25 protein-coding genes and 2 tRNA genes (1 of these 27 only partly in view) are annotated in these 23,225 nt (G+C 44.7%); 2 read left to right on the top strand and 25 right to left on the bottom strand.

Annotated elements, in window-relative coordinates:
• From lysS to spoIIE, 18 genes are all read right to left on the bottom strand, one after another.
• Nucleotides 1-935, bottom strand: the 5' portion of a protein-coding gene (gene lysS / locus ATG71_RS03920) for a lysine--tRNA ligase (RefSeq protein ID WP_098441715.1). The gene continues 562 nt to the left of window position 1, outside the view; the window shows 935 of its 1,497 coding nt (coding positions 1-935); it begins with the start codon at nt 933-935; its stop codon lies beyond the left edge, outside the window.
• A 239-nt stretch (nt 936-1,174) separates the two neighbouring features.
• The gene (locus ATG71_RS03925; RefSeq protein WP_098438530.1) at nt 1,175-1,399 is read right to left on the bottom strand and encodes a helix-turn-helix domain-containing protein; all 225 of its coding nucleotides are present in this window, start codon (nt 1,397-1,399) and stop codon (nt 1,175-1,177) included.
• Nucleotides 1,351-1,875, bottom strand: a complete 525-nt coding sequence (gene folK, locus ATG71_RS03930) for a 2-amino-4-hydroxy-6-hydroxymethyldihydropteridine diphosphokinase (RefSeq protein ID WP_098438531.1) — start codon at nt 1,873-1,875, stop codon at nt 1,351-1,353. Before folK ends, ATG71_RS03925 begins: the two co-directional genes overlap by 49 nt.
• A gap of 1 nt (nt 1,876) precedes the next feature.
• The gene (gene folB / locus ATG71_RS03935) at nt 1,877-2,236 is read right to left on the bottom strand and encodes a dihydroneopterin aldolase (RefSeq protein WP_098438532.1); all 360 of its coding nucleotides are present in this window, start codon (nt 2,234-2,236) and stop codon (nt 1,877-1,879) included.
• Complete coding sequence (gene folP, locus ATG71_RS03940) at nt 2,229-3,002, bottom strand: dihydropteroate synthase (RefSeq protein WP_098441716.1); 774 nt, start codon at nt 3,000-3,002, stop codon at nt 2,229-2,231. Before folP ends, folB begins: the two co-directional genes overlap by 8 nt.
• 52 nt (nt 3,003-3,054) lie before the next feature.
• Nucleotides 3,055-3,924 (bottom strand): aminodeoxychorismate lyase, encoded by an 870-nt coding sequence (gene pabC, locus ATG71_RS03945; RefSeq protein WP_098438533.1) that lies wholly within the window; start codon nt 3,922-3,924, stop codon nt 3,055-3,057.
• Nucleotides 3,925-3,927: 3 nt separating this feature from the next.
• Nucleotides 3,928-4,512 (bottom strand): aminodeoxychorismate/anthranilate synthase component II, encoded by a 585-nt coding sequence (gene pabA / locus ATG71_RS03950; RefSeq protein ID WP_098438534.1) that lies wholly within the window; start codon nt 4,510-4,512, stop codon nt 3,928-3,930.
• A complete protein-coding gene (gene pabB / locus ATG71_RS03955; protein ID WP_098438535.1) occupies nt 4,509-5,909 on the bottom strand; it encodes an aminodeoxychorismate synthase, component I in 1,401 nt (466 codons plus the stop codon). The genes pabA and pabB overlap by 4 nt, the downstream gene beginning before the upstream one ends.
• Before the next feature lie 159 nt (nt 5,910-6,068).
• Complete coding sequence (cysK, locus tag ATG71_RS03960) at nt 6,069-6,998, bottom strand: cysteine synthase A (protein ID WP_098438536.1); 930 nt, start codon at nt 6,996-6,998, stop codon at nt 6,069-6,071.
• Between the two features lie 232 nt (nt 6,999-7,230).
• Nucleotides 7,231-8,112 carry a peptidyl-prolyl cis-trans isomerase gene (locus tag ATG71_RS03965; RefSeq protein WP_179886449.1) on the bottom strand — a complete coding sequence of 294 codons (882 nt, stop codon included), beginning with the start codon at nt 8,110-8,112 and terminating at the stop codon, nt 7,231-7,233.
• A gap of 25 nt (nt 8,113-8,137) precedes the next feature.
• Nucleotides 8,138-9,019: an Hsp33 family molecular chaperone HslO gene (gene hslO, locus ATG71_RS03970; RefSeq protein WP_098438538.1), complete on the bottom strand. Its 882-nt coding sequence runs from the start codon at nt 9,017-9,019 to the stop codon at nt 8,138-8,140.
• Nucleotides 9,020-9,038: 19 nt separating this feature from the next.
• Nucleotides 9,039-9,806 carry a type III pantothenate kinase gene (locus ATG71_RS03975; protein WP_179126166.1) on the bottom strand — a complete coding sequence of 256 codons (768 nt, stop codon included), beginning with the start codon at nt 9,804-9,806 and terminating at the stop codon, nt 9,039-9,041.
• Between the two features lie 156 nt (nt 9,807-9,962).
• Complete coding sequence (ftsH, locus tag ATG71_RS03980; protein WP_098438539.1) at nt 9,963-11,924, bottom strand: ATP-dependent zinc metalloprotease FtsH; 1,962 nt, start codon at nt 11,922-11,924, stop codon at nt 9,963-9,965.
• A gap of 103 nt (nt 11,925-12,027) precedes the next feature.
• Nucleotides 12,028-12,576, bottom strand: a complete 549-nt coding sequence (gene hpt, locus ATG71_RS23620; protein ID WP_098438540.1) for a hypoxanthine phosphoribosyltransferase — start codon at nt 12,574-12,576, stop codon at nt 12,028-12,030.
• A gap of 3 nt (nt 12,577-12,579) precedes the next feature.
• On the bottom strand, nt 12,580-13,983 hold the full coding sequence (gene tilS / locus ATG71_RS03990) for a tRNA lysidine(34) synthetase TilS (RefSeq protein ID WP_098438541.1): 1,404 nt from the start codon (nt 13,981-13,983) through the stop codon (nt 12,580-12,582).
• 68 nt (nt 13,984-14,051) lie between these two features.
• Nucleotides 14,052-15,059: a protein kinase domain-containing protein gene (locus ATG71_RS03995; RefSeq protein WP_098441717.1), complete on the bottom strand. Its 1,008-nt coding sequence runs from the start codon at nt 15,057-15,059 to the stop codon at nt 14,052-14,054.
• Entirely contained in the window at nt 15,028-15,768 is a 741-nt protein-coding gene (locus ATG71_RS04000; protein WP_098438542.1) for a VWA domain-containing protein, read from the bottom strand. Before ATG71_RS04000 ends, ATG71_RS03995 begins: the two co-directional genes overlap by 32 nt.
• 91 nt (nt 15,769-15,859) lie before the next feature.
• Complete coding sequence (spoIIE, locus tag ATG71_RS04005; protein ID WP_098438543.1) at nt 15,860-18,346, bottom strand: stage II sporulation protein E; 2,487 nt, start codon at nt 18,344-18,346, stop codon at nt 15,860-15,862.
• 290 nt (nt 18,347-18,636) lie between these two features.
• On the opposite strand from spoIIE, the gene ATG71_RS04010 reads away from it, so the two are divergent.
• Nucleotides 18,637-18,713, top strand: a tRNA-Met gene (locus ATG71_RS04010).
• A gap of 9 nt (nt 18,714-18,722) precedes the next feature.
• Nucleotides 18,723-18,794 (top strand) — tRNA-Glu (locus ATG71_RS04015).
• Nucleotides 18,795-18,846: 52 nt separating this feature from the next.
• Here ATG71_RS04015 and ATG71_RS04020 read toward each other — a convergent pair.
• The 7 genes from ATG71_RS04020 to yabN form a co-directional block, all read right to left on the bottom strand.
• The gene (locus ATG71_RS04020) at nt 18,847-19,317 is read right to left on the bottom strand and encodes a DinB family protein (protein WP_098438544.1); all 471 of its coding nucleotides are present in this window, start codon (nt 19,315-19,317) and stop codon (nt 18,847-18,849) included.
• Nucleotides 19,318-19,480: 163 nt separating this feature from the next.
• The gene (locus tag ATG71_RS04025) at nt 19,481-19,906 is read right to left on the bottom strand and encodes a S1 domain-containing RNA-binding protein (RefSeq protein WP_098438545.1); all 426 of its coding nucleotides are present in this window, start codon (nt 19,904-19,906) and stop codon (nt 19,481-19,483) included.
• Between the two features lie 74 nt (nt 19,907-19,980).
• The gene (locus tag ATG71_RS04030) at nt 19,981-20,370 is read right to left on the bottom strand and encodes an FtsB family cell division protein (RefSeq protein WP_060674209.1); all 390 of its coding nucleotides are present in this window, start codon (nt 20,368-20,370) and stop codon (nt 19,981-19,983) included.
• Nucleotides 20,371-20,413: 43 nt separating this feature from the next.
• Nucleotides 20,414-21,067: a spore cortex biosynthesis protein YabQ gene (gene yabQ / locus ATG71_RS04035; RefSeq protein WP_098438546.1), complete on the bottom strand. Its 654-nt coding sequence runs from the start codon at nt 21,065-21,067 to the stop codon at nt 20,414-20,416.
• A complete protein-coding gene (gene yabP, locus ATG71_RS04040) occupies nt 21,064-21,363 on the bottom strand; it encodes a sporulation protein YabP (RefSeq protein ID WP_060674270.1) in 300 nt (99 codons plus the stop codon). The genes yabQ and yabP overlap by 4 nt, the downstream gene beginning before the upstream one ends.
• Before the next feature lie 99 nt (nt 21,364-21,462).
• Nucleotides 21,463-21,729: an RNA-binding S4 domain-containing protein gene (locus ATG71_RS04045; protein ID WP_034763029.1), complete on the bottom strand. Its 267-nt coding sequence runs from the start codon at nt 21,727-21,729 to the stop codon at nt 21,463-21,465.
• Nucleotides 21,730-21,751: 22 nt separating this feature from the next.
• Nucleotides 21,752-23,212: a bifunctional methyltransferase/pyrophosphohydrolase YabN gene (gene yabN, locus ATG71_RS04050; RefSeq protein ID WP_098438547.1), complete on the bottom strand. Its 1,461-nt coding sequence runs from the start codon at nt 23,210-23,212 to the stop codon at nt 21,752-21,754.
• Nucleotides 23,213-23,225: the final 13 nt, after the last annotated feature.

Raw genomic sequence — 23,225 nt, forward strand, 5'->3', positions numbered from 1 at the left:
ATTTCATTGTCAGCGTATTGGACCGTAGTAGATCCGAATACTTCCTTTGCAATGTGGGCAACAAGATTTTCAGTTAGAGCCATGATATCACGGTAATCTGCATACGCTTCGTAAAGCTCGATCATCGTGAACTCAGGGTTATGTCTTGTTGAAACTCCCTCGTTACGGAATACACGTCCAATTTCGTATACTTTTTCTAGCCCGCCAACGATCAGGCGTTTCAGATGAAGTTCGATTGCGATACGCATATAAAGCGGCATATCAAGGGCGTTATGATGTGTATTGAACGGACGGGCAGAAGCCCCACCTGCGATTGCGTGCATCATTGGTGTTTCTACTTCCAGGTAACCGTTATTGTCAAGGTACCTTCTCATAGATTGAATGATGCGGCTGCGCGCGATGAACGTTTCTTTGCTTTCCTGACTTGTAATCAGGTCCAGATAACGCTGACGGTAGCGCTGTTCAACGTCTTTTAACCCGTGGAATTTTTCAGGCAGCGGGCGAAGTGCTTTCGTCAGCAGGTGGAATTCTTTCGCTTTAACAGAAAGTTCCCCTACCTTTGTTTTGAATACAGTACCCGTGATCCCTACGATATCACCAAGGTCTGCTGTATTGAAAACCTCATATGCTTCTTCACCGATGGCATCTTTACGTACATAGATTTGAACTTGTCCAGCCAGATCCTGAAGATGGGCAAATCCTGCTTTACCTTTTCCACGCTTCGTCATGATACGGCCTGCGATCGTGACAGTGATATCTTTCTCTTCCAGTTCCTCTTTAGAAAACTCATCGAATTGAGATTTGATATCCGATGAACTGTGTGTGCGATCATATCGTTTACCGAATGGATCCTGTCCTTTTTCACGGATGGCTTCCATCTTTTCGCGTCTGACGCGAAGCTGGTCATTGATTTCTTCGTGACTCATGTGTTTCACTCCTATTCTATCTGCTTGCTTTAGTAGACTAATACGGTTATATACCATACTATTTTACACAATATCTATGTTTGTAACACCCCTAAAGTATGAGTAATTTCAGAAACGTACGTCGAGGTGCCCGAAAACCTATTGAAAAAATCTAAAAAAGGCCGATCCAATTGGGTGACAGTGTCACATATTGGTTACAGCCTTATCTAGAATAACATAAAAAGGAATACAGGTGAATCAAGGGGCTTTTACTCACTACGGTCAGATTCTTCTTGAGGCATAAGATCGTTCAATGGAATGTCCAGGACTTCCGCAACGTTCTCCAGGAAATCCTCTTTCGGTATCCGACTCCCTCTTTCCACTTCCCCAAGGACCGAAACGGAGATGGAGAGTTCCTTGGCCAAGCTTTCCTGTGTATATCCTTTTAGCTTTCTGAATGCACGAATGCGTCTTCCCCATTTATCTGTTTCCATAACCGAACTCCTTCTTTGTCAGGTATTTCGTCCAGAAATTCAGCCAACGGGGCATTAAAAGACGGGTGCTCAATACACGGAGCCACCTCTAATAACGGGATTAATACAAATGCTCTTTCTTGCATTCTTGGATGAGGGATGAGTAGATTCTCTGCTTCGATCGTGTCGTGATTAAAGAGTAAGATATCAAGGTCTATTATCCTCGGACCCCATTTGAACTCCCTTTCCCTTCCAAGGTCGATTTCCACCTGCAAGCACTGATGTAATAGAGTTTCTGGACTTAAACTGGTATGAATTTCGATGACCATGTTCAAAAATTGATCTTGTTCTGTATATCCTACCGGGTCTGTTTCATACAGAGAGGATCGTTTCGTTACCTCTATCTTACCATGACTGCCTAAGATGTTTATGGCTTTTTCTAAATAACCCGCCCTGTCTCCCATATTGGAACCAAGGGAAATATATGCAGTATTCATCCTATCGACTCCTATTAATCTCCACCGCCACCGATCGGTAATGACCAGGAATGGGTGGATCAGGCTTGATTAGTGTGATTTTACAGCTCTTGACAGCGTCGAATGTTTCCAGGATCCGGGAAGAGATATCTTCAGCCACGGCTTCAACCAGATTCCTCGGCTCACCTTCCACAACACTTTTAGTGATGGAATAAATCTCCGCATAGTTTACGGAGTCTTCAAGCTGATCGCTTTGACCGGACTTCCTTAAATCTAAATGCAACTCTACACTAACACGAAAACGTTGTCCAAGCTTGTTCTCCTCCTGGAATACACCGTGATAGCCGTAAAACTCCATTTCGTTCAATAGAATCTTATCCATATCTTTTCTCCTTTCCAACGAGGACATCCATCATTTTTGCCATGCGCGCCATTTCCTTTACATCATGAACACGTACGATGTGGCAGCCTTTTTGAATACCGTAGCAAACTGTAGCCCCCGTCCCTTCCATCCTCTCCTCGACAGGGAGATCAAGGACATGTCCGATGATGGATTTACGTGATGTTCCGAGCAGGACAGGATAGCCAAGGGAGACGATGACATCCAGATGCCTCATCATATCTATGTTCAATTGTACTGTTTTGGCAAAACCAATGCCAGGATCGAGGATGATCTGTTCGTCTTTTACACCCGACCCCTTAGTGATGAAGATGCTTTCCTGCAAATCTTGAATCGCATCCCGTACGAAGTGCTTGTATTCCCGGTTATCCCGGTTATGCATGAGAATGATCGGGGCGCCGGTATCCGCCGCTACCCGTGCCATTTCAGGATCCTTTTTCGCACCCCACACATCATTAATGATACTAGCGCCTGCTTCAACCGCTTCTCTTGCCGTGGCAGCCTTATACGTGTCAATGGAGATGGGTACGTTCACTTCCCGGGAGATCGCTTCAATAATTGGCACAACCCGGGAAATCTCTTCCTCAGCGGGTACGACCTCATGGCCGGGTCGGGTCGATTCACCACCTATATCGATGATGTCTGCACCCATCTCCACCATTTCTTTCGCCCGTTCCACAGCCCGATCCAGCTCATTGAATGAACCGCCGTCTGAAAATGAATCGGGAGTGATATTCAGTATTCCCATGATAAGGGTCTTCCCTGTAAAATCAAGTTCGTATTTTCCGCACTTCACTGCGTCATCCCCCTCTCTTCATTTCCTGTATTGAATTCAAGTGTCGTGTATATTTCGTGTACTGCTCATGAAGCAGCTCAACGAACTTTCCGTGCCGTCCCGGTAACCGTATAGAGTCCATTTTGTTTACCGGTATGATCTCTTGAACGGAATTCGTGAAAAACACTTCATCCGCTTCAATCATTTCCTTTTTTTCATACAACCCGACCTGTACCGGCATATTCAATCGATCGGCAAGAGCCAGGATGAACTGCCTAGTGATTCCGTTTAACATGCCGGTTTCAACCGACGACGTATATAATTCCCCGTCCTTTACCCAGAAGAGGTTGGAGGTGATCCCTTCACAGAGGAACCCTTCTTTTGTCAGAAAGATACCTTCTTTATCCACTGTTGCTCCGATTTCCCTTTTTGCCGCCATATTGTTCAGGTAATGATGGGATTTGAGACGTTCTCCCGTTTCCGGAGTGTTTCTCCTAAGCTTTAGGAACACCCCTTCTTTTTCCTTCAAGGGGACAGAAGGCGGTAACTCCTTTTGAAAAAGAATGACGGTTGCCTCCTCATAAGGAGTCGTCTTCAAGCCGATTTCCCCTGGTCCGCCCGACACGTTGAACCGGCAATACGCATCCGTAAGGTCGTTTTTCTTTAACAGCTCCGAGATGGTCCACCTGATCGTTTCCTCATCCAAGTCGGCTACAATATTTAATTCCTTTAACCCCCTGGAAAGTCTGTTCAGATGATCCTTTAGCAAAAAGGGATGACCGTCATAGGTCCGAAAGGTTTCAAATACTCCCATGCCGTACAAATAGCCGTGATCGAATGGAGAAATGGCCGCTTCTGACTGGTGTACGATGTCCCCGTTTATATATAGATACATGGGTCAGGCCATCCCGACTTTTTTATACGCGTTCAGGAAGTTTAGGAGCAGCCGCTTCCCCTGCTCCGTCATGATGGATTCAGGGTGGAACTGTACCCCCTCCACGGGAAGGTATTTATGTCTGATCGCCATGATCTCTCCCTGTGATGTTTCCGCTGAAATGTCGAAGCAATCCGGAAGGGTCTCCCGTTTCACGATCAGGGAATGATACCTCGTTGCATTGAAAGGATTCGGCATCCCTTCAAATACGGTTTTCCCGTCATGGATCATCGGGGAGACCTTTCCGTGCATCAATCGTTCGGCACGAATGACGTCCCCTCCGAAAACCTGGGCGATTGACTGATGTCCGAGACAGACGCCGAAGATCGGAATCCTCCCGGCAAATGTCCGGATCGCCTCAAGACTTACACCCGCTTCGTTCGGACTGCACGGACCCGGAGAAATCATCAAATAATCCGGGGACAAAGCTTCAATTTCATCGAGGGTGATCTCATCGTTTCGCTTCACTATCAGTTCCTCCCCGAGCTCCCCTAAAAATTGCACAAGATTATAGGTAAATGAATCATAGTTATCGATCATGAGAATCATAGATTTTCTCCTTCCGCCATTGCCTTTGCGACCCAGAGGGCTTTCGCTTTCTTAAGGGATTCCTTGTATTCGTACGCTGGATTGGAATCAATCACCACTCCCGCTCCTGCTTGGATGTGACCTTTTCCTTCTTTTACAAGCATCGTCCGTATGACGATGTTCAATTCCATATCGCCATTGAGACCGATCCAGCCAATGGAGCCTGTGTAAATGCCCCGCCTGACCGGTTCAAGCTTTTCGATGATCTCCATCGTCCTCACTTTGGGCGCACCGGTGATCGTTCCCCCGGGAAAAACGGAGCGAATGACGTCCGCCCCCGTTTTGGTTTCATCCAGTTTGCCCCTGACATTGGATACGATGTGCATGACGTGGGAATATTTTTCGATCACCATGAACTCGTTGACTTCGACTGTCCCGTATTCGCATACCTTCCCCAGGTCATTCCGTTCCAGATCTACAAGCATTACATGCTCGGCTCTCTCTTTTTCATTATGGATCAGTTCCAGGGCAAGTCTCTCATCCTCATCCGCATCCTTCCCTCGGGAGCGGGTGCCTGCAATCGGTCTCGTACTTACTTCCGTTCCTTTCTTCTTCACGAGCAGTTCAGGTGATCCGGAAACAATCTGGAAATCCGGGCTGTGGATATAACTCATATAAGGAGAGGGATTTAATTCCCGAAGCTTTTTATAAACCGCATAGGGCTCTGTTCTCAGATGTTGAGACTGCCGCACAGATAAATTCACCTGAAAGACATCCCCCTGTGAGATATAAGATTGAATTCTTTTCACTGCCTCTGAGAATTCTTCCTCATCCATCGACACTTCAACATCCGCCATATCGTCATTAGGATCCTTCTTCGTTTCATTCATGGATGACAGGGCATTATCCCAGGAGGCTGCCCACTGTGAAAGCTTCGCCTCTGCAATTTCCGACTCTTGCTCGGATAACATCATTGTCCATAAACATCCCTCCTGGTGATCGAAGACCGCCCACTCTTTCAGGTAGTAAAAATAAAGGTCGGGAACCTCCAGATCATCACGTCCCAGCGAAGGAAGTTTCTCGATCTTTCTTGCATAGTCATAACTAAGAAAACCGATCACTCCCCCCTGGAAGTCAGGGAGATCCTCTCTTCTTTCCGTTCGATGGGGGGTCATCCATTTTTCCAATTGAACCAATGGATCTCCATGTATCACTTCAGCTCCAGTGGAGTCTTGTATTCTCAACCCTTCCGGAATACTTTGTAAAATGACGTCAGGTTGCAGTCCAGCCACGCTATATCGACCACCCCGTCCGCTTTCTAACAAAATATGATGTGGTTGATGCTGACTGAGCTGTTCGTATGCTGTGAAAAATTGTTCTTTGGTTGTATGGTTTTTATGAAAATACAGGTGCTGCACGGACCCCTCACACTCCTAATGTTTATCTCCTTTCATGATACATGAACTTCAAGAAGGTTTCATCGTTAAAAAATTGAAATTATGTGCGGGCTGAGAGGTTTTTATACATAAAAAATGGATCCCGAAGCAACGTGCACTTCAGGATCCGGCATCCACATTCTATTCTTCATCAAATTGGTAAAGTGGGGTGCTTAAATAGCGTTCCCCGTTACTAGGGATGATGGCAAGCACTTTTTTACCCTTCCCCAGCTTCTTCGCTACTTCAAGGGCTGCATAAATAGCTGCCCCGGAGGAAATTCCGCCCAGGATCCCTTCTTCTTTTGCCGCTCTTCTTGCGAAGTCAAAAGCTGAATCCTTATCGACCTGTATGACATGGTCATATACATCTGTATCTAAAATATCAGGGATGAATCCGGCACCGATTCCCTGAATTTTATGAGGCCCAGGCTTTCCTCCTGATAACACAGGGGAATCCGAAGGCTCAACTGCGTATAATTCAACCGATGGGTAATGTTTTTTCAACACTTCACCAACGCCTGTTATCGTTCCGCCTGTACCGATACCTGCGATGAAGGCATCAAGCTGATCACCCATTTGTTCCACGATTTCCGGTCCGGTCGTTTCACGATGAACCTTGGGGTTGGCTTCGTTTTTGAATTGCTGCGGCATGAAGAAGCCTTTTTCCTTCGACAGCTCTTCCGCTTTGCGAATGGCGCCATTCATTCCTTCTGAACCCGGTGTTAATACCAGTTCTGCACCGTAGGCTCGTAACAGGTTGCGTCTTTCCATACTCATCGTGTCCGGCATGACGAGCAAAGAACGGTATCCTTTAGCTGCAGCTACCATGGCAAGGCCGATACCCGTGTTTCCGCTTGTCGGCTCAACGATCGTATCTCCGGGTTTGATCGCGCCTGCAGCTTCTCCTGCTTCAATCATGGCCAGGGCGATCCGGTCTTTCACGGAACTGCCCGGATTCATGTATTCTAATTTCAAATAAACATCCGCACTATTCTCGTCCACTAATCGATTCAGTTTTACCACTGGAGTCTGACCTATTAATTCTGAAATTGAATTGGCTACTCTCACCATTCGTTCATCACTCCTAATTCCAAGTAAATTTGTTGGTTTTAATAAAATGTAACAATATTCAATATATTTGTCAACGATATTGCTTTTCTTTACCGGGCACTGCTCCACGACCTACGCCGCGAACTCACACCCTCTTCACTCACCTACATGTATATGCACCTTGCACTTATCCTATGTTTCGTTGAAAGGGTTCGAACTATGTAAAAGGAGCTGACCGAAGCCAGCTCCTTCATTACTCCTGTTTGCCATAAAACCACTCGACGTCCACTTCATCCCAAAAGGATTCAGGCTTTAGCGGTGTTTCGACCTGTTCTAAAGCAATCTGTCTGCGAATTTGAGACTTTACTTCCTTGAACGAAAAATCCCTCTCCTTCAGGATACCGTCCACATAATAAATCACATAGTCTGTATCCTGTTGAATCGGTGATGTCCATTCACCCTGTGACAACGGTTCTACCTCTGACTTCGCTTCCGGAGAAAGAATATCCCCATCAATGGGAACATACCCAATGTCCCCTCCTAAATGTGCGCTTTGCTCATCGGTAGACCGTTCCATGGCCAAGGCTTCAAAGTTAGAGCCGCCATCAAGTTCCTTCAGAACCTGCTCGGCTTCTGTTTGATCCGCTACCTTTAACTGCTTCAGCTTATACATTTTAGGAATTGAATACTGGTCCTCATTCTGAGCATAGAATTTCTTCATCTCTTTTTCAGGAACCTGAACGTCCTTCGTGAGGAGCTCCTCTAATAATAATTCAGATTTGATCTGCTTTTTCAGCGTATCTTCATCTTCAAGATTCTCTTCATCATAGGCATTATAAACGGATTGAATAAGGTAGTATTCCTGTTCTACTTCTTTATTGGAAACAGAAATATCGTATTTCTTCGCCAGGTGGTCGATCACTTTTTGATTGACCATGCTCCTCAGTTCTTCTTTGCCATGTTGCTGCTCCAGTGCATATAACCAATCCTCACGGGTCACAGATTCCCCGCCAACCGATGCCACTACTTCCGGAGTACCGACTTTCCCTGAGGACCAGTTCCACACAAGCGTGATCAGATTCGTGACAAGCAGTACCCCGATGATCACCATGAGTACAGACCGTTTAATTCTCATTTCTCCCATTCTCCCTGGATATCATTTATTCCTTAGCGCTTGCTTTCAGTTCTTCTAATTCTTCTTTAGAAAATATATAGGATTCATTACAGAAGTGACAGCTTGCTTCCGCACTGCCGTCTTCATCGATCATCTCTTGAATTTCCTGTTCCCCTAAGCTGATGATGGCATTCGAGAAACGCTCTTTATTGCATTGGCACTTAAATGCCACCGGAAGTGTTTCAAGTACTTTGACTTCCCCTTTTCCAAGTACTTCTTCCAATACTTCTTCAGGACTAAGGCCTTTTTCGATCAATTTAGAGATTGGAGGGATTTTCGCCAGACGTTCCTCAATCTTTGTAATCGTCTCATCCTCTGTACCAGGCATAAGCTGGAGGATGAATCCTCCTGCAGCAAGAATCGAGTTGTCTGGATTGACCAGCACTCCGACACCTACAGAAGAAGGCACTTGTTCTGACGTGACGAAATAATAGGTGAAGTCTTCCCCAAGTTCTCCTGATACAATGGGAACCTGACCAGAGAAATGATCTCTCATACCGATATCCTTCACAATCGATAATGTACCTTCAGTACCAACTGCACGGCGGACATCAAGCTTTCCGTGCTCATTCAAATCAAAGTGGACATGGGGATTGGTCACATATCCTCTGACCTCACCTTTCGCATTACTGTCCACAAGGATGGCTCCGATCGGACCGCCGCCTTCTACTTTGATCGTCAATTTATTTTCACCTTTAAGCATAGCCCCCATCATCACACCGGCACTGATGCTTCGACCAAGTGCTGCAGATGCAGTCGGCCATGTCCCATGTCTTCTTTGTGCTTCCCCTACTGTATCCGTACTTTTGACAGCATACGCACGTACTTGGCCGTCATAGGCTAACGCCTTTACTAAATAGTCACTCATGGTTGTAGCTCCTTTCACTCTAGTTCATGTTTCTCTTATAGATTAATTTTAGCCCTTTTAACGTTAGGAAGGGATCTACTACGTCAATGCTATTGGATTCTTTCGAAATCAGCGTGGCTAATCCTCCCGTTGCAATGACCGTTGGTTCCTTCTTACTTTGTGCTTTCATTCTTTGAACGATACCTTCGACTTGTCCGACATATCCATAAAGAATACCCGCCTGCATAGCTGTGACGGTATTCTTACCGATGATCTGTTCCGGACGGGCGATTTCGATCCTTGGCAGTTTGGCCGCCTTCGAGTACAAGGCCTCCGTTGATATCCCTATTCCCGGGGCGATCGCACCACCCATATATTGTCGTTCTTCATTGATATAGCAATACGTCGTCGCTGTACCGAAGTCAACGATGATAAGCGGGCCGCCGTATTCGTGAATGCCAGCGACTGCATTGACGATCCGGTCCGCTCCGACTTCCCTTGGATTTTCGTACTTGATGTTCAAGCCTGTCTTAATCCCGGGTCCAACGACAAGCGGAGTAATATGAAAATACTTCTCGCACATGCGTTCCAAACTGAACATGATTGGAGGGACAACAGAAGAAATGATGATTCCGTCAATTTCCTCAAACGTCAGATTCACATGCTCAAATAGATTCTTTACAAGCATGCCAAACTCATCTTCCGTTTTATGTCGATTCGTTTCAGCTCTCCAATGATATTTTAAATGGTCATTTTCATACACACCAAACACAATATTGGTATTCCCTACATCCATTACAAAAATCAATATCCTCACCTACTAAGCCAATTGTTTTCACACTGCCAACATCATACCATAATTTATTTAGAATAGGTACAAAAGCGCAAGGGCTATGCCGGGACAAGCATATGATTCAGTAATCAAAAAAAGGATGCACCCATCAAATGGGTGCATCCTTCTCTATTAAGTGCGATCTGAGTTAGAGTCGTCTTCTTTGGAAGTCGTGTCTTCTACAATCGCAGTGTCTTCATTTTTCTTCTGGATGTTCACCTTCACGTCACTGTTGTCCTGATCGGATTCATAAGTGCGTTCAGGCAATTTGCCGTGATCCATTAGAGACTTGATTTGCGCTGCGTCTAATGTTTCTATATCTAATAAAGTTTTGGCAATGAGTTCAAGCTTGTCACGGTTCTCAGTAAGAATTCGCTTCGCTCTCTCATAGCTTTCTTTAATAAGACGCTGCATTTCTAAGTCAATTTCATACGCGATGGCATCTGAATAGTTTTGTTCACTATTGATGTCGCGTCCAAGGAACACTTGACCACCTTGGGATTGACCGAACTGAAGTGGTCCGAGCTTATCACTCATACCATATTCAGTGACCATTTTACGGGCGATTCCAGTTGCACGTTGGAAGTCATTGTGTGCACCGGTGGATACATCGCCAAAGATGATTTCCTCTGCCACACGACCACCAAGTAATCCGGTAATCTTGTCAAGAAGCTCAGGCTTCGTCATGAAGTAACGATCTTCTTTAGGAAGCATGACAGCGTAGCCGCCAGCCTGCCCACGAGGAACGATGGTTACTTTATGTACCATGTCAGCTTCATCAAGGACTAATCCGATCACGGTGTGACCCGCTTCGTGGAATGCCACGATTTTACGTTCTTTTTCAGATATGACTTTGCTCTTCTTGGCAGGACCTGCAATGACACGGTCCGTTGCTTCGTCGATATCGCGCATATCAATTTTCTTCTTATCTTCACGAGCCGCTACAAGTGCCGCTTCGTTCAGAAGGTTTTCCAAATCGGCTCCTGAGAAGCCTGGTGTTCTCATGGCAATTGCTTTTAGATCCACTGAATCATCAAGCGGTTTGTTATGAGAATGTACTTTAAGGACAGCTTCACGACCTTTTAAGTCTGGACGATCTACTGTGATTTGACGGTCGAAACGTCCTGGACGCAATAATGCTGGATCCAGAATGTCTGGTCTGTTCGTTGCAGCAACGATGATGATTCCTTCGTTCGCTCCGAAACCATCCATCTCAACAAGTAACTGGTTCAGGGTTTGCTCACGCTCATCGTGACCTCCGCCCAATCCTGCTCCACGCTGACGACCGACTGCATCAATCTCATCAATGAAGATGATACAAGGCGCGTTCTTCTTCGCATTTTCAAATAAATCACGTACACGAGATGCACCGACACCGACAAACATCTCAACGAAGTCGGAACCACTGATTGAGAAGAATGGAACTCCCGCTTCTCCAGCTACCGCTCGTGCAAGTAAGGTTTTACCTGTACCAGGAGGTCCCACTAGAAGGACACCCTTCGGAATGCGGGCACCCACTTCAGAGAACTTGCGTGGATCCTTTAAGAATTCCACTACCTCTACAAGCTCCTGCTTTTCTTCATCTGCGCCCGCTACATCTTTAAAGCGGACTTTCTTCTTCTCTTCACTGTAAAGCTTTGCCTTACTCTTACCGAAGTTCATGACACGGCTTCCGCCGCCTTGAGCTTGGTTAAGTAAGAAGAAGAACAGAATGAAGATGATGACAAACGGAATGATGGTTGTGAAGAAAGATACCCAGCCGCTAGTTTCCTTGGCCTGTAATACTTCCACATCGATGCCTTGCTCCGATGCCGCAGTATTGATCTTATCCATCAGCTTTCCATCTGTGGTAAGGACATAGGTCAAGAAGTACTCTCCTTCTTTAGCCCCTTCCATTTGCCCTTTTACTTCATAAACACCTCTGCCAGGCTGAATTGAAAAAGAAGAAACATCTCCGTCTTCAAGGTTATTAATAAATGTACTGTACTCGATATTTTTGGTTGGCTCGTTGTTGTTACTGAAATAACTCACCACACCTATAATCACTAAAAAGACTAGTAAATAGAATATGGTGTTTCGAAAGATCCGGTTCATCCCTTACCTCCTCCCACGGGTAAACAAACTAAGTAAAATAGTATCATAGAAAATCATGGCATTACAACAAATTGCACTTACAAGATTCCTCTTTAGAATATACTTATTCTCCAGTTGTATACACTCTTGGTTTTAAAACACCGATATACGGCAGATTACGATATCTTTCAGCGTAATCGAGACCATATCCGACCACGAACTCGTCAGGGACAATGAAGCCCACGTAGTCCGCTTTGATATCTGCTTTACGACCGGTTGGTTTGTCCAACAGAGTCACAATGCTGATCGATTTTGCCTTACGATAGCGGAAAAGCTCCACCAGATAGCTTAATGTCAATCCGCTGTCGATGATATCTTCAATGATGAGGATATCGCGGCCTTCCACCTTTGTATCTAAATCTTTCACAATCTTTACTTCTCCTGAAGAGACAGTAGAGTTCCCGTAGCTGGATACATCCATGAAATCCATTTCCATATGCGTATCCATGCGCTTGCAAAGGTCAGCCATGAAGGGCATCGCACCTTTTAGAACGCCAATTGCCAAAGGAAAACGATCTTGATATTCCTCTGTTAATTGTCCACCTAATGCTTTGATCTTTTCTTGAAGTTCTTCTTCTGAAATTAACACTTTCTCAATATCTTGGTTTAACAATGTTCAACTGCCTCCTAGAAGATGATTGCTTGTAAATTGTAGTACTAAACTATTTTCCTGCTCTTCTCCCAAATCGTAAATAGACTTCTTCATTCCCGGAACCCAGAGTATATGTTGTTCAGCGTCCACTACAACCGGCCACTCCTCACGAAGGTGAGCGGGAAGCTTATGATCGATAAAGAGGGTTTTCAGCTTCTTGGAGCCTTCCATCCCCTTCACTTTCATTCTATCCTCTTTTCTTCTCGTTCGCACGTAAAGAGGGAGGGACACAGCGCTTGGATCAAGATAGATCACATCACTGGTACAGTCCGGGGTGTGCGGGGAAGAATAGAGATGAAACTGATATTCACCTTGGATGTCCAGCCCCTTATCAACCTGCAGCTCATAACAATATGGAACCTCGGTCATGGCTAATTCTCCAAAGTGAAAATAGCATGTATGATACGCACGTGTTACCTTAAGCCCCTTTGGTAAGTCTATGCTGGCATTCGGCGCTTTTCCTTTTAAAATACCCAATACATCGTAAATATGTATAGACGATAAGGAAGATGGTCTTAGTTTGTAAAGATAGTTTAATATTAGATTAATCCCTCTTCTTTGTAAAGGCTGAGCCATTGCAAGAAAACCATCGATATGTATGGAGGAGTAATCCCCGGTGTTATTCCATACCTTATTCAACTTTTCCTTTGTTAATTCCTCTAAATATGCCTCATCTTCTGCCAATTCTTCACTGAATCGTTGGAATTGAAGATGGACGTGAGGGTTTTCCTGTTTTAAGAATGGAAGGATTCTCTTTCTAAACCGATTCCTTGTATAAACTTCCTTTTGGTTACTGGGATCTCTTCGCGGCTCCAGTTCATGCCTTTCACAATAGTTTTCAATCTCCATTTTTGTCACAGAGAGGAACGGCCGGATAATGTCACCTTCAGCGAATGACCGTTTCAGGGGTATGCCGGCTCTACTCGCCCCCGATGCCCCTCTTGTCAATTTCATCAGGATGGTTTCGACTTGATCATCCCCGTGATGCCCCAGGGCAAGCTTAGTGGCTGACATCTCTCTCATGACACCCTCCAGAAACCCATAACGGATCTTCCGGGCCATATCCTGCATACTTCCATTGACGGCTTCGATTTCCTTCGAAACATCCACTCTTTCTCTGTAAAAGGGGATATTCCACTTGTGACAGAAATCCCGGACAAACTGAAGCTCCCGAAAGGATTCGTCCCCCCTGAACATGTGATCAAGGTGGGCCGCCGCCACTTCTACTCCTAACTCTCCTTTGTTCGAGTCAAGAAAGTGCAGCAGTGCCAGGGAATCAGGACCGCCTGATACTGCTACCAGAATGCGGTCGCCCTTTTGGATGAGCCCGTGATCTTGAATGAATCGTTTTGTCGTATGCTCTAACATTGTGCTTCCTCTTCCTACAACCATTTTCCCCATTGTATCAATTTCTACCGGTTTCTCACACCGTTATGCTACAACAATTCTCCATAAATATACAAAGCGTACAGGAGCGATACAATGATCACGACAAGCACAGTCTCCAGAAAGTGACTTGTATTTTTATTCCGCTGATTTTGATATCTGCTTGGGTGGGGGGAAGATGCTCTTACAGTAGAACTTTGCGGAACGGATTTTTGGGCCTTCGGTTTAGGTTTAGGCTGCTGCACCGGCTGGGCATGAGAAAGTCCATGTAAAAGACTCTCTCTCATTTCATTGGCAGATTGAAATTTACCTTCGAGGGAAGCAAGGATCGTCCCTGCAAACTTGTTCAGCTGGTCCTTGGCATCCACAGCCTGCCTCAGTTGTTTTATATTCCCTTCCCCAGTCTTGGTGAAACGCGTTGGGTAGGCCAAATTGATAAGAATCATCCCTACTGAAAAAAGATCATAGGAAGGTTCAGCCCTCCTGGATCCCCCGATCCAATATCCCCTATCAAAAAACTCGGTAAACTCCTTGATCGCCCGGCCATTAATGGTCGTCCCACCAACGTCAATACAGCGAATTCTGTAAGGAGGACCCGTCACAATTAAGTTTTCAGGCTTTAAATCCCCAAATACCCATCCTTCCTTATGAATCCGCTCCAAGTCTGTCAGGAGCTGAGCAACGAGGACACCCGTCCAGGAGAATCCCTTCGATTGAACAAATGACAAGAGATCGGTTCCCTGTATATATTCCATCACGTAGAAATGGATTTTTTGACCCCTTACCTCCCAATCGTCCACATCAAGAAGCTTGGGCCCAAGGGGGGAACCTTGGACCTTTGAGAAAGCTTTTAAGACATTGACTTCAGATGTAATCGACACATTGCTATCACTCATTTTTAACGCCTGGTATCCAGAGGACCCTTGCACAAGATAGACAATCCCGTTCGCTCCGTACCCCAATTCTTTTACAATCGTATAGATATGTTTATACCACTTACCTCTTATAACTGTTCCAGGGGGGAAACTAAATGGTTTCTTCGAAGTATTGTTCATCATCGCCACGAGAGAGCAATCCCCTTAATGAACGTTTTTTCTTAAAGTGTGTGATGGCTTCGGAGATCGCCGGTCCGGTTGGAGTGATTCCGCCTGGAGACAATTTAGAGAAAATACTCGTCAGTGTTTCGAGTCTTGGTGTCCAATCCAGCAATTTTTCGACATCTTGTCGTTTCCCGGGAAATACAAACACAGAAAACTTGTTATCACCCATCCGTGCATTTAAGCTTAATGATAGATCCAGCAACGCTTCTTTAACCGTCGGAAGCTTATGCTTCATACTTGCAGACGTATCTACAAGAATCAACACTTCCATATCGACGGATTCACCCAGTTCATCCACTACTTCCATAACTTCTCCACGCTGTTCGGGAGGAAGTTCTTCCATGGAGGCGGATTTCCCGAGGATTTGTTTCAACTCTTTATTCACAACTCCCTGCAAGGTCTGTGTCATGGCTTTACGCGTGACCATCTGTACCGTTTGAGAAAGCTGTTGTGCATATACAATCTGGCTCACCCCACCCCCCGATAGAGCAATCCCTTCAATTTCCTGCATTCCATTATCATCTATGACATCATTGTCAATCACACCAATTACATTGACCGAGATTCCCTGCTCCTTGGCAAGGGCTGCCATCGCAATTGGATCTTCTCCTTGATTCGAGCAACCATCCGTAATTAAAAGAATTTGACGAAGTGTACCTGGCTTCATCAGAATCCCCTCCTCATTCTAAAGTTGATATCATCTTCGCCGAATAAGGAGGGATTTATACTCTAGTTAACTATTTTAAAGGGTGCGGACCCTAGGAAATTTTATCTTTCGCCTTCGTTTTTTGCATAGGGATGGATGACCACTTCGGTATGTTATGCTTGATTTTCGACACCACGATGGTCATATCATCTTCTATTAATCCGGAGCTCGACCGGATTACCTCCTCCATTAGAATGTCTGCCACTTCCTGTGGATCATCGGTTTCGAGTTCCTTTATTTTTCTCTTCATCCACAGATCATAATTTTCCACATGCTTCGGCCCCTCAAAGGCACCGTCACTCATCATGATAAGAAGATCTCCTGCTTTCAATTGTTCCGAGACGACATCGACATCGAAGTCCTGCTGAAGCATCCCCATCGGTAAGTTACTGGCTTCCACCTTGAGGATTTTATCTCCCCGCTTAATGAAGCTTGGGGTCGAACCTATTTTTAAGAACCTCGAAGACGCATTTTGCAGGTCGATCATGGCTAAATCCAGTGTGGAGAAAATTTCATCATTCGTTCTGAGGGAGAGAATCGAATTGATGGACTTGATCGCCACCTCTTCTTCGATCCCCGACTCGAGGATCTTTTTCAATAGTCTCAGTGTTTCATTGCTTTCGTAATGGGCCCGTTCACCGTTCCCCATCCCGTCACTGATCGCAACGGCATACTTCCCCCTTCCCAATTCAATCATGGAGTAACTATCTCCTGAAACCAGTCCTCCTCCTTTTGCTGCATGGGATGCACCTGTATCGACGACAAATTTCTTTGCAGATTGAAAGGTTACATGACACTGACCATTCGGAAATTGAGCGCACTCCTCCTTTTGTACGACGATGTTTTCACCTAGAATATCCGATAACATGGGAGCGATGAGCTTTTCCCCCTGTCCGTGACCTCCGCAATAAGGCATGGTCATATCAATATCGACATTTCCCTGCTCCAGATTATAGATTTCAATGTTTTCGATCTCGATCCCGAACTCTCCGATACTTGCCAGGATCTGCTCTTCCTGAATATGATGATTCTCCCTTTCTCTCTGGATTTCTTTCGCGAAATTCCCCATGACTTCAGATACACCAAGCAACTGGTCAGCCACAAGCTTCCTGCTTTCCTGAACCTGTTTCTTCAATTTCAGATTGGCCTGATAGAAAGTGAGCTCCTGATAGATCGTATCCTTCAGCTTCTTTTCTCTCGTACAATGCTTCTCTACTTCTCTTGCAAGTTTCGGGGAAAGGGGCACCCTTCCCTGATCGTACTCAGTCATCACATCTTTCATGAGATTATAGGTTTTATCAAAATTCCGCGCCCAGCACTGATCCTTCTTAAAGCAGGTTTGACACGTCTTCTCGGTGACATTGCTGAGAAAATAGTCAAACTCTTTATCTTCCTCCTCTTCAAACCGGTCTTCTATTTGTTGAAAGCTGTTCGAAAGAGCCTGGAACACTGACGAGAATTGGGTGACCCGGTGAGCGGTCACATCCCTCACCCGGCGCATATACCCTTGTTGGTCCTGCTGATATTCAGCTGTCCCCGGTATGTGCCTCGCAATTTTAGAGGTTAAACTTTGAGGGGTGAGAAATAGAAGTAATATCGCTACCCCCGATTCATAAAGAGTTTTCGTAATAACTGTATCCGTATCCCCGTACATGCCCATTAGTAATGTAGCAATTAACAAACCGATTGCCGCTCCGAATTTCTTCCCTTCTTTCATGAGTCCGCCCAGAAGTCCCGAAAAAGCAAGCAAGCTCATTTGATAAAAGCTTGAAACGTTGGCTAAACTGAAGACGAGGCCAGTCACGACCCCTACCGTCGATCCCACTGTGGCCCCTGCAATAAAGGAAAACAGCAGTACCAGATATCTTGATAACACATGTTCTACAGACAGATTGTATACTGACCATCCGATCGTTCCCGTCATGATCGAGGCCAGAAGGATGATCAAGCTCACTACTTCTTCTGTTTTCAGTGATTTCCTTCTGCGCTGAACCGTGACAAGGGGGACGCTCTGGATGAAGATATAGGTTAAGAGAAACGCCAGGCTTGCTTCAATTACCGCCATGACCCCGTTGTAGATCGTCAAGGCCTGTCCCTGTTGGATATAATCGAATCCAAGCTTTGCAGCCATCACCGTAAAGAACACATAGAAGGCAACAACCCTCACATTATTCTTGTGATATTTCTGCGATAATCGATACGTTAACAGGAATAATACCGCACTGACAAACGTATAACTGATACTAGGAATGGATAAGGTGAGCGCTCCTGCCAGCAACCCCATGAGTGCGATCGGTGACTTCTCCCTCCGGATGATATAAACCGACGCAAAGAATGGCAGAGCAAAAGGTGTCAGATGTGAAAGGATTAAAGCTCTTCCGAGGAGAAACCCGATAACGAATAGAGCAGCCCCCTTTTCTACGAATAACCACTCAAGCTTTGAATAAATGGACCGGATCCCCTTGGACAGTTCCACCCTCGTGTGTTCAATGTCTACGTTCTGAACTGGTTCGATGATCGACTGATCGACTTTCCCCATGTATGAAACACTCCCCATTTCTTTTTTTGTTCAGTATAAAGGGTACAAGCGCAAAACTTTGTCAAAATGAGGGAATGCATTCCAAGAATGTTTCGACGTCTTTCTATGGTATCCGGTAAAATATTCAGAATATTCACGAGTCACCCTCTTTTATTCCCGTGTTTTTTCTTTCCCATTCCTTACGTATCGTTGCTTAAGGGAATTTTGACAATTTCTTTATGATTGTATATTGACAAGATAATTCTTTCTAGGTATCATAGTTTTTGTGCCAAAAAGGCGCATATCCATATGGCGGTGTAGCTCAGCTGGCTAGAGCGTACGGTTCATACCCGTGAGGTCGGGGGTTCGATCCCCTCCGCCGCTACCATATTGTGTCGGCCCGTTGGTCAAGCGGTTAAGACACCGCCCTTTCACGGCGGTAACACGGGTTCGAATCCCGTACGGGTCATAGAAAAAAGACTATCATGATGATAGTCTTTTTTGTTTACTCTATTTTCCCGTCAAACCTTTTCGGCAGATACCAATTCTTCGATCTGCTCTAGGTGGTGCTTATCATGACCGATGAAGTCTTCAAAAAATTCTTCCAGGGTGAAGCTTTGATCCCCGACTTTGAACGATTGCCCGAAATCATCTTCCGCTACGTTTTTTACATAAGTGATCATCAGATCCCTTGTTCTGATCCCTTCTTCGATTAAATCTTCCTGGTTCACTACGCGATGGGCATAATCTTCTGCTTCTCCATTAAATTTCTCAAAATCAGGAAAGGGTGGGAGTTCTGCTCGTTCTCCAACATGAGGGAGAATCTCCTGTAAAGAATATTGATCCCATTTAATGATATGGGCTATATTGGCAGCGATCGACCATTTATCTTCCTCCATGGGCATTAACCATTCAACTTCACTTAGCAGCTTCAGTTCCTCCAACCACATCTTAAATGACTCATAATGATCGATAATCTGTTCGCATTTCATCCATCCTGCCCCCACTCACGATATTTATCTCTACCTATTCGATAAGAGCAGGTGATTTTCCTGTGTTGATGTCTATCAATAATATAAAAAACAGGCATACCCATCATAATGGGTATGCCTGTTTTCCGTTCACAACCTGCTATATGGGTTAATAGACAGCAAGTTAACCTTTTTTCGCCCCTTTTCCACCACGACGAGACTCGGTATTTTTCTTTAAAGATGATAAACGATCTTCACTGTCTTTCAAGAAACGTGCCATCTTTTGTTCGAAACTTTCTTTAGTACGAGTGTCGCTCGGTTTATTATTACTACGCGGGCGCTGAGGACGCTGAGGGCGCTGCGGGCGTTGTGGTTGATCTTTCGCTTTACGGATGGATAAACCGATCTTTCCATCTTTCTCAACATTAATAACTTTAACCGTTACTTCGTCGCCGACTTTAAGGTGTTCGTTAATATCCTTAACATAGTTGTCTGCAACTTCACTAATGTGAACTAAACCAGTTGAACCTTCCGATAATTCCACGAACGCTCCAAAATTTGTAATACCTGTTACCTTACCCTGTAACTTGCTGCCTACTTCGATTGACATAAAAGAAATGCTCCTCCTTAAAATTATAAAAGATAAACCTTACTATATATTATAGCCAATTAAAAAAAAGAGTGTCAATAAGACACCTCTTCTTCTTTCTCTTTATCTGGTTCAGGTATGTTGAAAATAATCTCACCTTCATCTGATAAAAAGTAATCCCGGCGCGCGAGTTTGGCTATATATTCATCATCGTTAAGCTTCACAATCTCTTCTTCCAAGGCTGATTGCTTATCTTTCAGGTCTTCTAACTTTTTTTCCAATTGTGCTTTTTCCGTTTGTTTATCTTCTAAAACCTGGGCTCTGGAAATGAGGGTCGAGATTAAAAATCCACTAATTGCCAACACTAAAACAAAGAAAACTGCTAATCGACGGACCAAACGCTTTTTTCTCTTAGAAGAAGATTTATGCATATGCTCCTGATGGCGGACATATTCATTTTCCATTGGTGTCACGTTTTTTCTCATTTCCAAACCTCCTTTACAATATGGAGTGGCAAAGCCATAAGCCCTATTCTTTATCTTTAGGTTTCTTTTTGAACTTTTCTACCACTCTATATACTTTTTTGATGTACGCTTTAAAAATTCCTGCTACTTTATTATATAACTTCTCGACTCTTTTTGTAAGATTTTTCGGCAATAAATTCCAAATACCCTTCAATATCCACCATATTGGTGTGATTACGAGCTTAATCGCCCATTGCATCACTTTCATGATCACCTTTAAAAGGAATAATATGACGGATAAGAGCCCTTTTCCTATAGATAATACAATCGTGATCAGAAGCACAATCAACCATTTTATCGGTGAATAAATCAATCTTTTCACCATTTTCACTCCGAAATTATACAGGGAGATAAAAAACAATATCAGGCGTTCCAGGAACGCCAAATAATGCTGCTTAATCAACGCCTGGTAAGCGGCAAAACCGCATAAGAGCGCAATGAAAATATAAAAGCGGATCTCACCGAAATTCACGACGAATAAAATATAAAAAATCGCCAGTGCCTGTAAAACCCAAAACATGATGTCATTGATGAAGACAAGCCATCGTTTTCTCTCGGACCGGTGTAAGAACCGGGAATACGTGTCCAACGTCATACCAAATAGTGCCCCCATGCCGATCATGGAGAGCATGGTATAGAACTGGGTCGAGAGGGTCATCGAAACAGCTTGCTAAAGAAGCCTTTAGCCTTCTCCCCGTTTTGTTCATCCAGGTAGACGAGATCGAACACCTTTCCTTTTATCGAGACGATGCCTTTATCCACATCCAGATTTTTCATTTGAAGATTCTGGCCCCTGACGGAGAGGAATCCCATGACGGTTTCAAGGAGGAACTCTTCGTTATCGAAGCTTTCCACTTGCTTCACTCCTGTAATATCGAGGAGCTTGCGGCCCCTCATCATCACGTCATGTTCCTGAAAGGTCGTTTTATCTTTGTTTCCATCATATTGATTCATATCCATCCCTCACATTCCCATAGTACAAGCTTTGTAACTATGTTTATGTGTATAGGGGAAAAATAGAACCAAATAACGGTCCAAATGCTATGTAATCCCTTACTCCGTTTCTTCGACCCTTTCCTCTGAAAGGACGGAATAAAGCCCGCTCGCTTCTTCTTTTTTCGTTGTTTCAAGAAGCCTTTCAATCTTTACCCTCATAATTCTCTGGCCAAACCTTACGCTTAATTCATCCCCGACTTTTACATTAGAGCTTGCTTTAGCCTGCTGTCCATTCACGGTGATACGTCCCTGGTCGGCAATCTCTTTCGCCAGTGTCCTTCTTTTAATGAGTCTGGATACTTTTAAAAATTTATCTAATCTCATGGATACCATTGTACATTTCCCCTTATTCGATATTCATCTTTTTCGCTTCGTTCCAAAATCCGTCCAACTCTTCCAATGTAAAGTCTTCAAAATTCTTACCCGATTTCTTTACTTGTTCTTCCACATAGGAAAACCTGCGGTAAAACTTCGTGTTCGTCATGGCTAATGCTTCCTCAGGGAGAATCTTATAAAATCTGGCCACATTGATCAGAGCGAATAACACATCTCCAAATTCTTTTTTCATGTCGTGTTCACTATTATTCTCGACTTCTCTTTCAAATTCCTTTAATTCTTCCCATACTTTTTCCCATGCCCCTTTAGGGTCTGCCCAGTCAAAGCCTGATTTCGCGGCTTTTTTCTGGTATTCATATGCCTTCATGAGAGCAGGCATGCCTTTAGCCACGTTCTTGAGGATCGGCTCCGTCCCGCTCTCCTTTTCACGGCTTTTGATTTCCTCCCAGTTTGCTTTCACCTGTTCCGAGTTTTCCACTTGAACGGTTCCAAATACATGAGGATGTCTCCGGACCATCTTGGAGGCCAGGCCTTCGATTACTTCTTCCATGGTGAACATGCCCTCATCCTCCCCTATTTGTGCATGGAGCATGATTTGAAGGAGGACATCCCCCATCTCTTCGATCATATGATCAATATCTTCTTCCTCGATGGCTTCCAGTAGCTCATATGTTTCCTCGAGAAGATATTTCTTGAGTGAGTGGTGGGTTTGTTCTTTGTCCCATGGGCAGCCATTCGGTCCCCGAAGCGTCGAGATGATTTCCCTTAATGTCGCAAATTGCTTAAAGGTGGATTCCATTTCTTTCACAGCCGGCACATAGAGGCTTGTCAAATTACTCAGGTCGGCAACCCGATCAAGCTCCACCAGTGGGATCCGCTCCACCTTTTCTTCCCTGCTTCCGGCAGCCGTTACAAGGGAGACCTCATAATCATATGGATAAAGCTCCATCAGAGTGAGCTTCACTTCAGAAGCAATGAAGGCATCATACACCTGCCCGATGATGAGCTGCTGGTTCATATGGATATCATGAATCTTTAAGCTGGTACCATCGAGAAGCTGGAACCCATCGATCGGATCCGCTCCCACAGAAGCAAACAGAGCATCGATGAAGCTCTGTCCCCCACCGATTTCCACGTGGATCTTTCCTTCTTTATGTAGGTCCAACAGCATTTGGACAGCCTTTTCTGCGACCAATGGGTGACCAGGAACGGCATAGACAAGGGAATGTTCTTCTGATGCCGTGATGAGGTCTTGAACAATCTCTTCATATACGAGATCGAATTGATCATGTTTTTCATAGACAGCATCGAACGAATGATAGGTGATCCCCTCTGCTGCTAAATCCTTTACGACAGGATGCTGATCCGTCCTCAAGTAAAGGTGTGAACTGTTCTTAATCCTCCTATATACACCCAATGGCAGCTGTTCCATATCTCCTGCGCCTAACCCGACTATCGTTATCGTATTCATGTTAATCTCCTCG

The sequence above is a fragment of the Bacillus sp. es.034 genome, assembly GCF_002563655.1.
Classification (GTDB): Bacteria; Bacillota; Bacilli; order Bacillales; family Bacillaceae_B; genus Rossellomorea.

What these genes read in the sequence shown, in the direction of transcription:
- ATG71_RS03925 (WP_098438530.1), bottom strand. Translation starts at nt 1,399, where the DNA reads ATGGAAACAGATAAATGGGGAAGACGCATTCGTGCATTCAGAAAGCTA.
- folK (WP_098438531.1), bottom strand. Translation starts at nt 1,875, where the DNA reads ATGAATACTGCATATATTTCCCTTGGTTCCAATATGGGAGACAGGGCG.
- folB (WP_098438532.1), bottom strand. Translation starts at nt 2,236, where the DNA reads ATGGATAAGATTCTATTGAACGAAATGGAGTTTTACGGCTATCACGGT.
- folP (WP_098441716.1), bottom strand. Translation starts at nt 3,002, where the DNA reads ATGGGAATACTGAATATCACTCCCGATTCATTTTCAGACGGCGGTTCA.
- pabC (WP_098438533.1), bottom strand. Translation starts at nt 3,924, where the DNA reads ATGTATCTATATATAAACGGGGACATCGTACACCAGTCAGAAGCGGCC.
- pabA (WP_098438534.1), bottom strand. Translation starts at nt 4,512, where the DNA reads ATGATTCTCATGATCGATAACTATGATTCATTTACCTATAATCTTGTG.
- cysK (WP_098438536.1), bottom strand. Translation starts at nt 6,998, where the DNA reads ATGGTGAGAGTAGCCAATTCAATTTCAGAATTAATAGGTCAGACTCCA.
- ATG71_RS03965 (WP_179886449.1), bottom strand. Translation starts at nt 8,112, where the DNA reads ATGAGAATTAAACGGTCTGTACTCATGGTGATCATCGGGGTACTGCTT.
- hslO (WP_098438538.1), bottom strand. Translation starts at nt 9,019, where the DNA reads ATGAGTGACTATTTAGTAAAGGCGTTAGCCTATGACGGCCAAGTACGT.
- ftsH (WP_098438539.1), bottom strand. Translation starts at nt 11,924, where the DNA reads ATGAACCGGATCTTTCGAAACACCATATTCTATTTACTAGTCTTTTTA.
- tilS (WP_098438541.1), bottom strand. Translation starts at nt 13,983, where the DNA reads ATGTTAGAGCATACGACAAAACGATTCATTCAAGATCACGGGCTCATC.
- ATG71_RS03995 (WP_098441717.1), bottom strand. Translation starts at nt 15,059, where the DNA reads ATGATGAACAATACTTCGAAGAAACCATTTAGTTTCCCCCCTGGAACA.
- ATG71_RS04000 (WP_098438542.1), bottom strand. Translation starts at nt 15,768, where the DNA reads ATGAAGCCAGGTACACTTCGTCAAATTCTTTTAATTACGGATGGTTGC.
- spoIIE (WP_098438543.1), bottom strand. Translation starts at nt 18,346, where the DNA reads ATGGGGAAAGTCGATCAGTCGATCATCGAACCAGTTCAGAACGTAGAC.
- ATG71_RS04020 (WP_098438544.1), bottom strand. Translation starts at nt 19,317, where the DNA reads ATGAAATGCGAACAGATTATCGATCATTATGAGTCATTTAAGATGTGG.
- ATG71_RS04025 (WP_098438545.1), bottom strand. Translation starts at nt 19,906, where the DNA reads ATGTCAATCGAAGTAGGCAGCAAGTTACAGGGTAAGGTAACAGGTATT.
- ATG71_RS04030 (WP_060674209.1), bottom strand. Translation starts at nt 20,370, where the DNA reads ATGAGAAAAAACGTGACACCAATGGAAAATGAATATGTCCGCCATCAG.
- yabQ (WP_098438546.1), bottom strand. Translation starts at nt 21,067, where the DNA reads ATGACCCTCTCGACCCAGTTCTATACCATGCTCTCCATGATCGGCATG.
- yabP (WP_060674270.1), bottom strand. Translation starts at nt 21,363, where the DNA reads ATGAATCAATATGATGGAAACAAAGATAAAACGACCTTTCAGGAACAT.
- ATG71_RS04045 (WP_034763029.1), bottom strand. Translation starts at nt 21,729, where the DNA reads ATGAGATTAGATAAATTTTTAAAAGTATCCAGACTCATTAAAAGAAGG.
- yabN (WP_098438547.1), bottom strand. Translation starts at nt 23,212, where the DNA reads ATGAATACGATAACGATAGTCGGGTTAGGCGCAGGAGATATGGAACAG.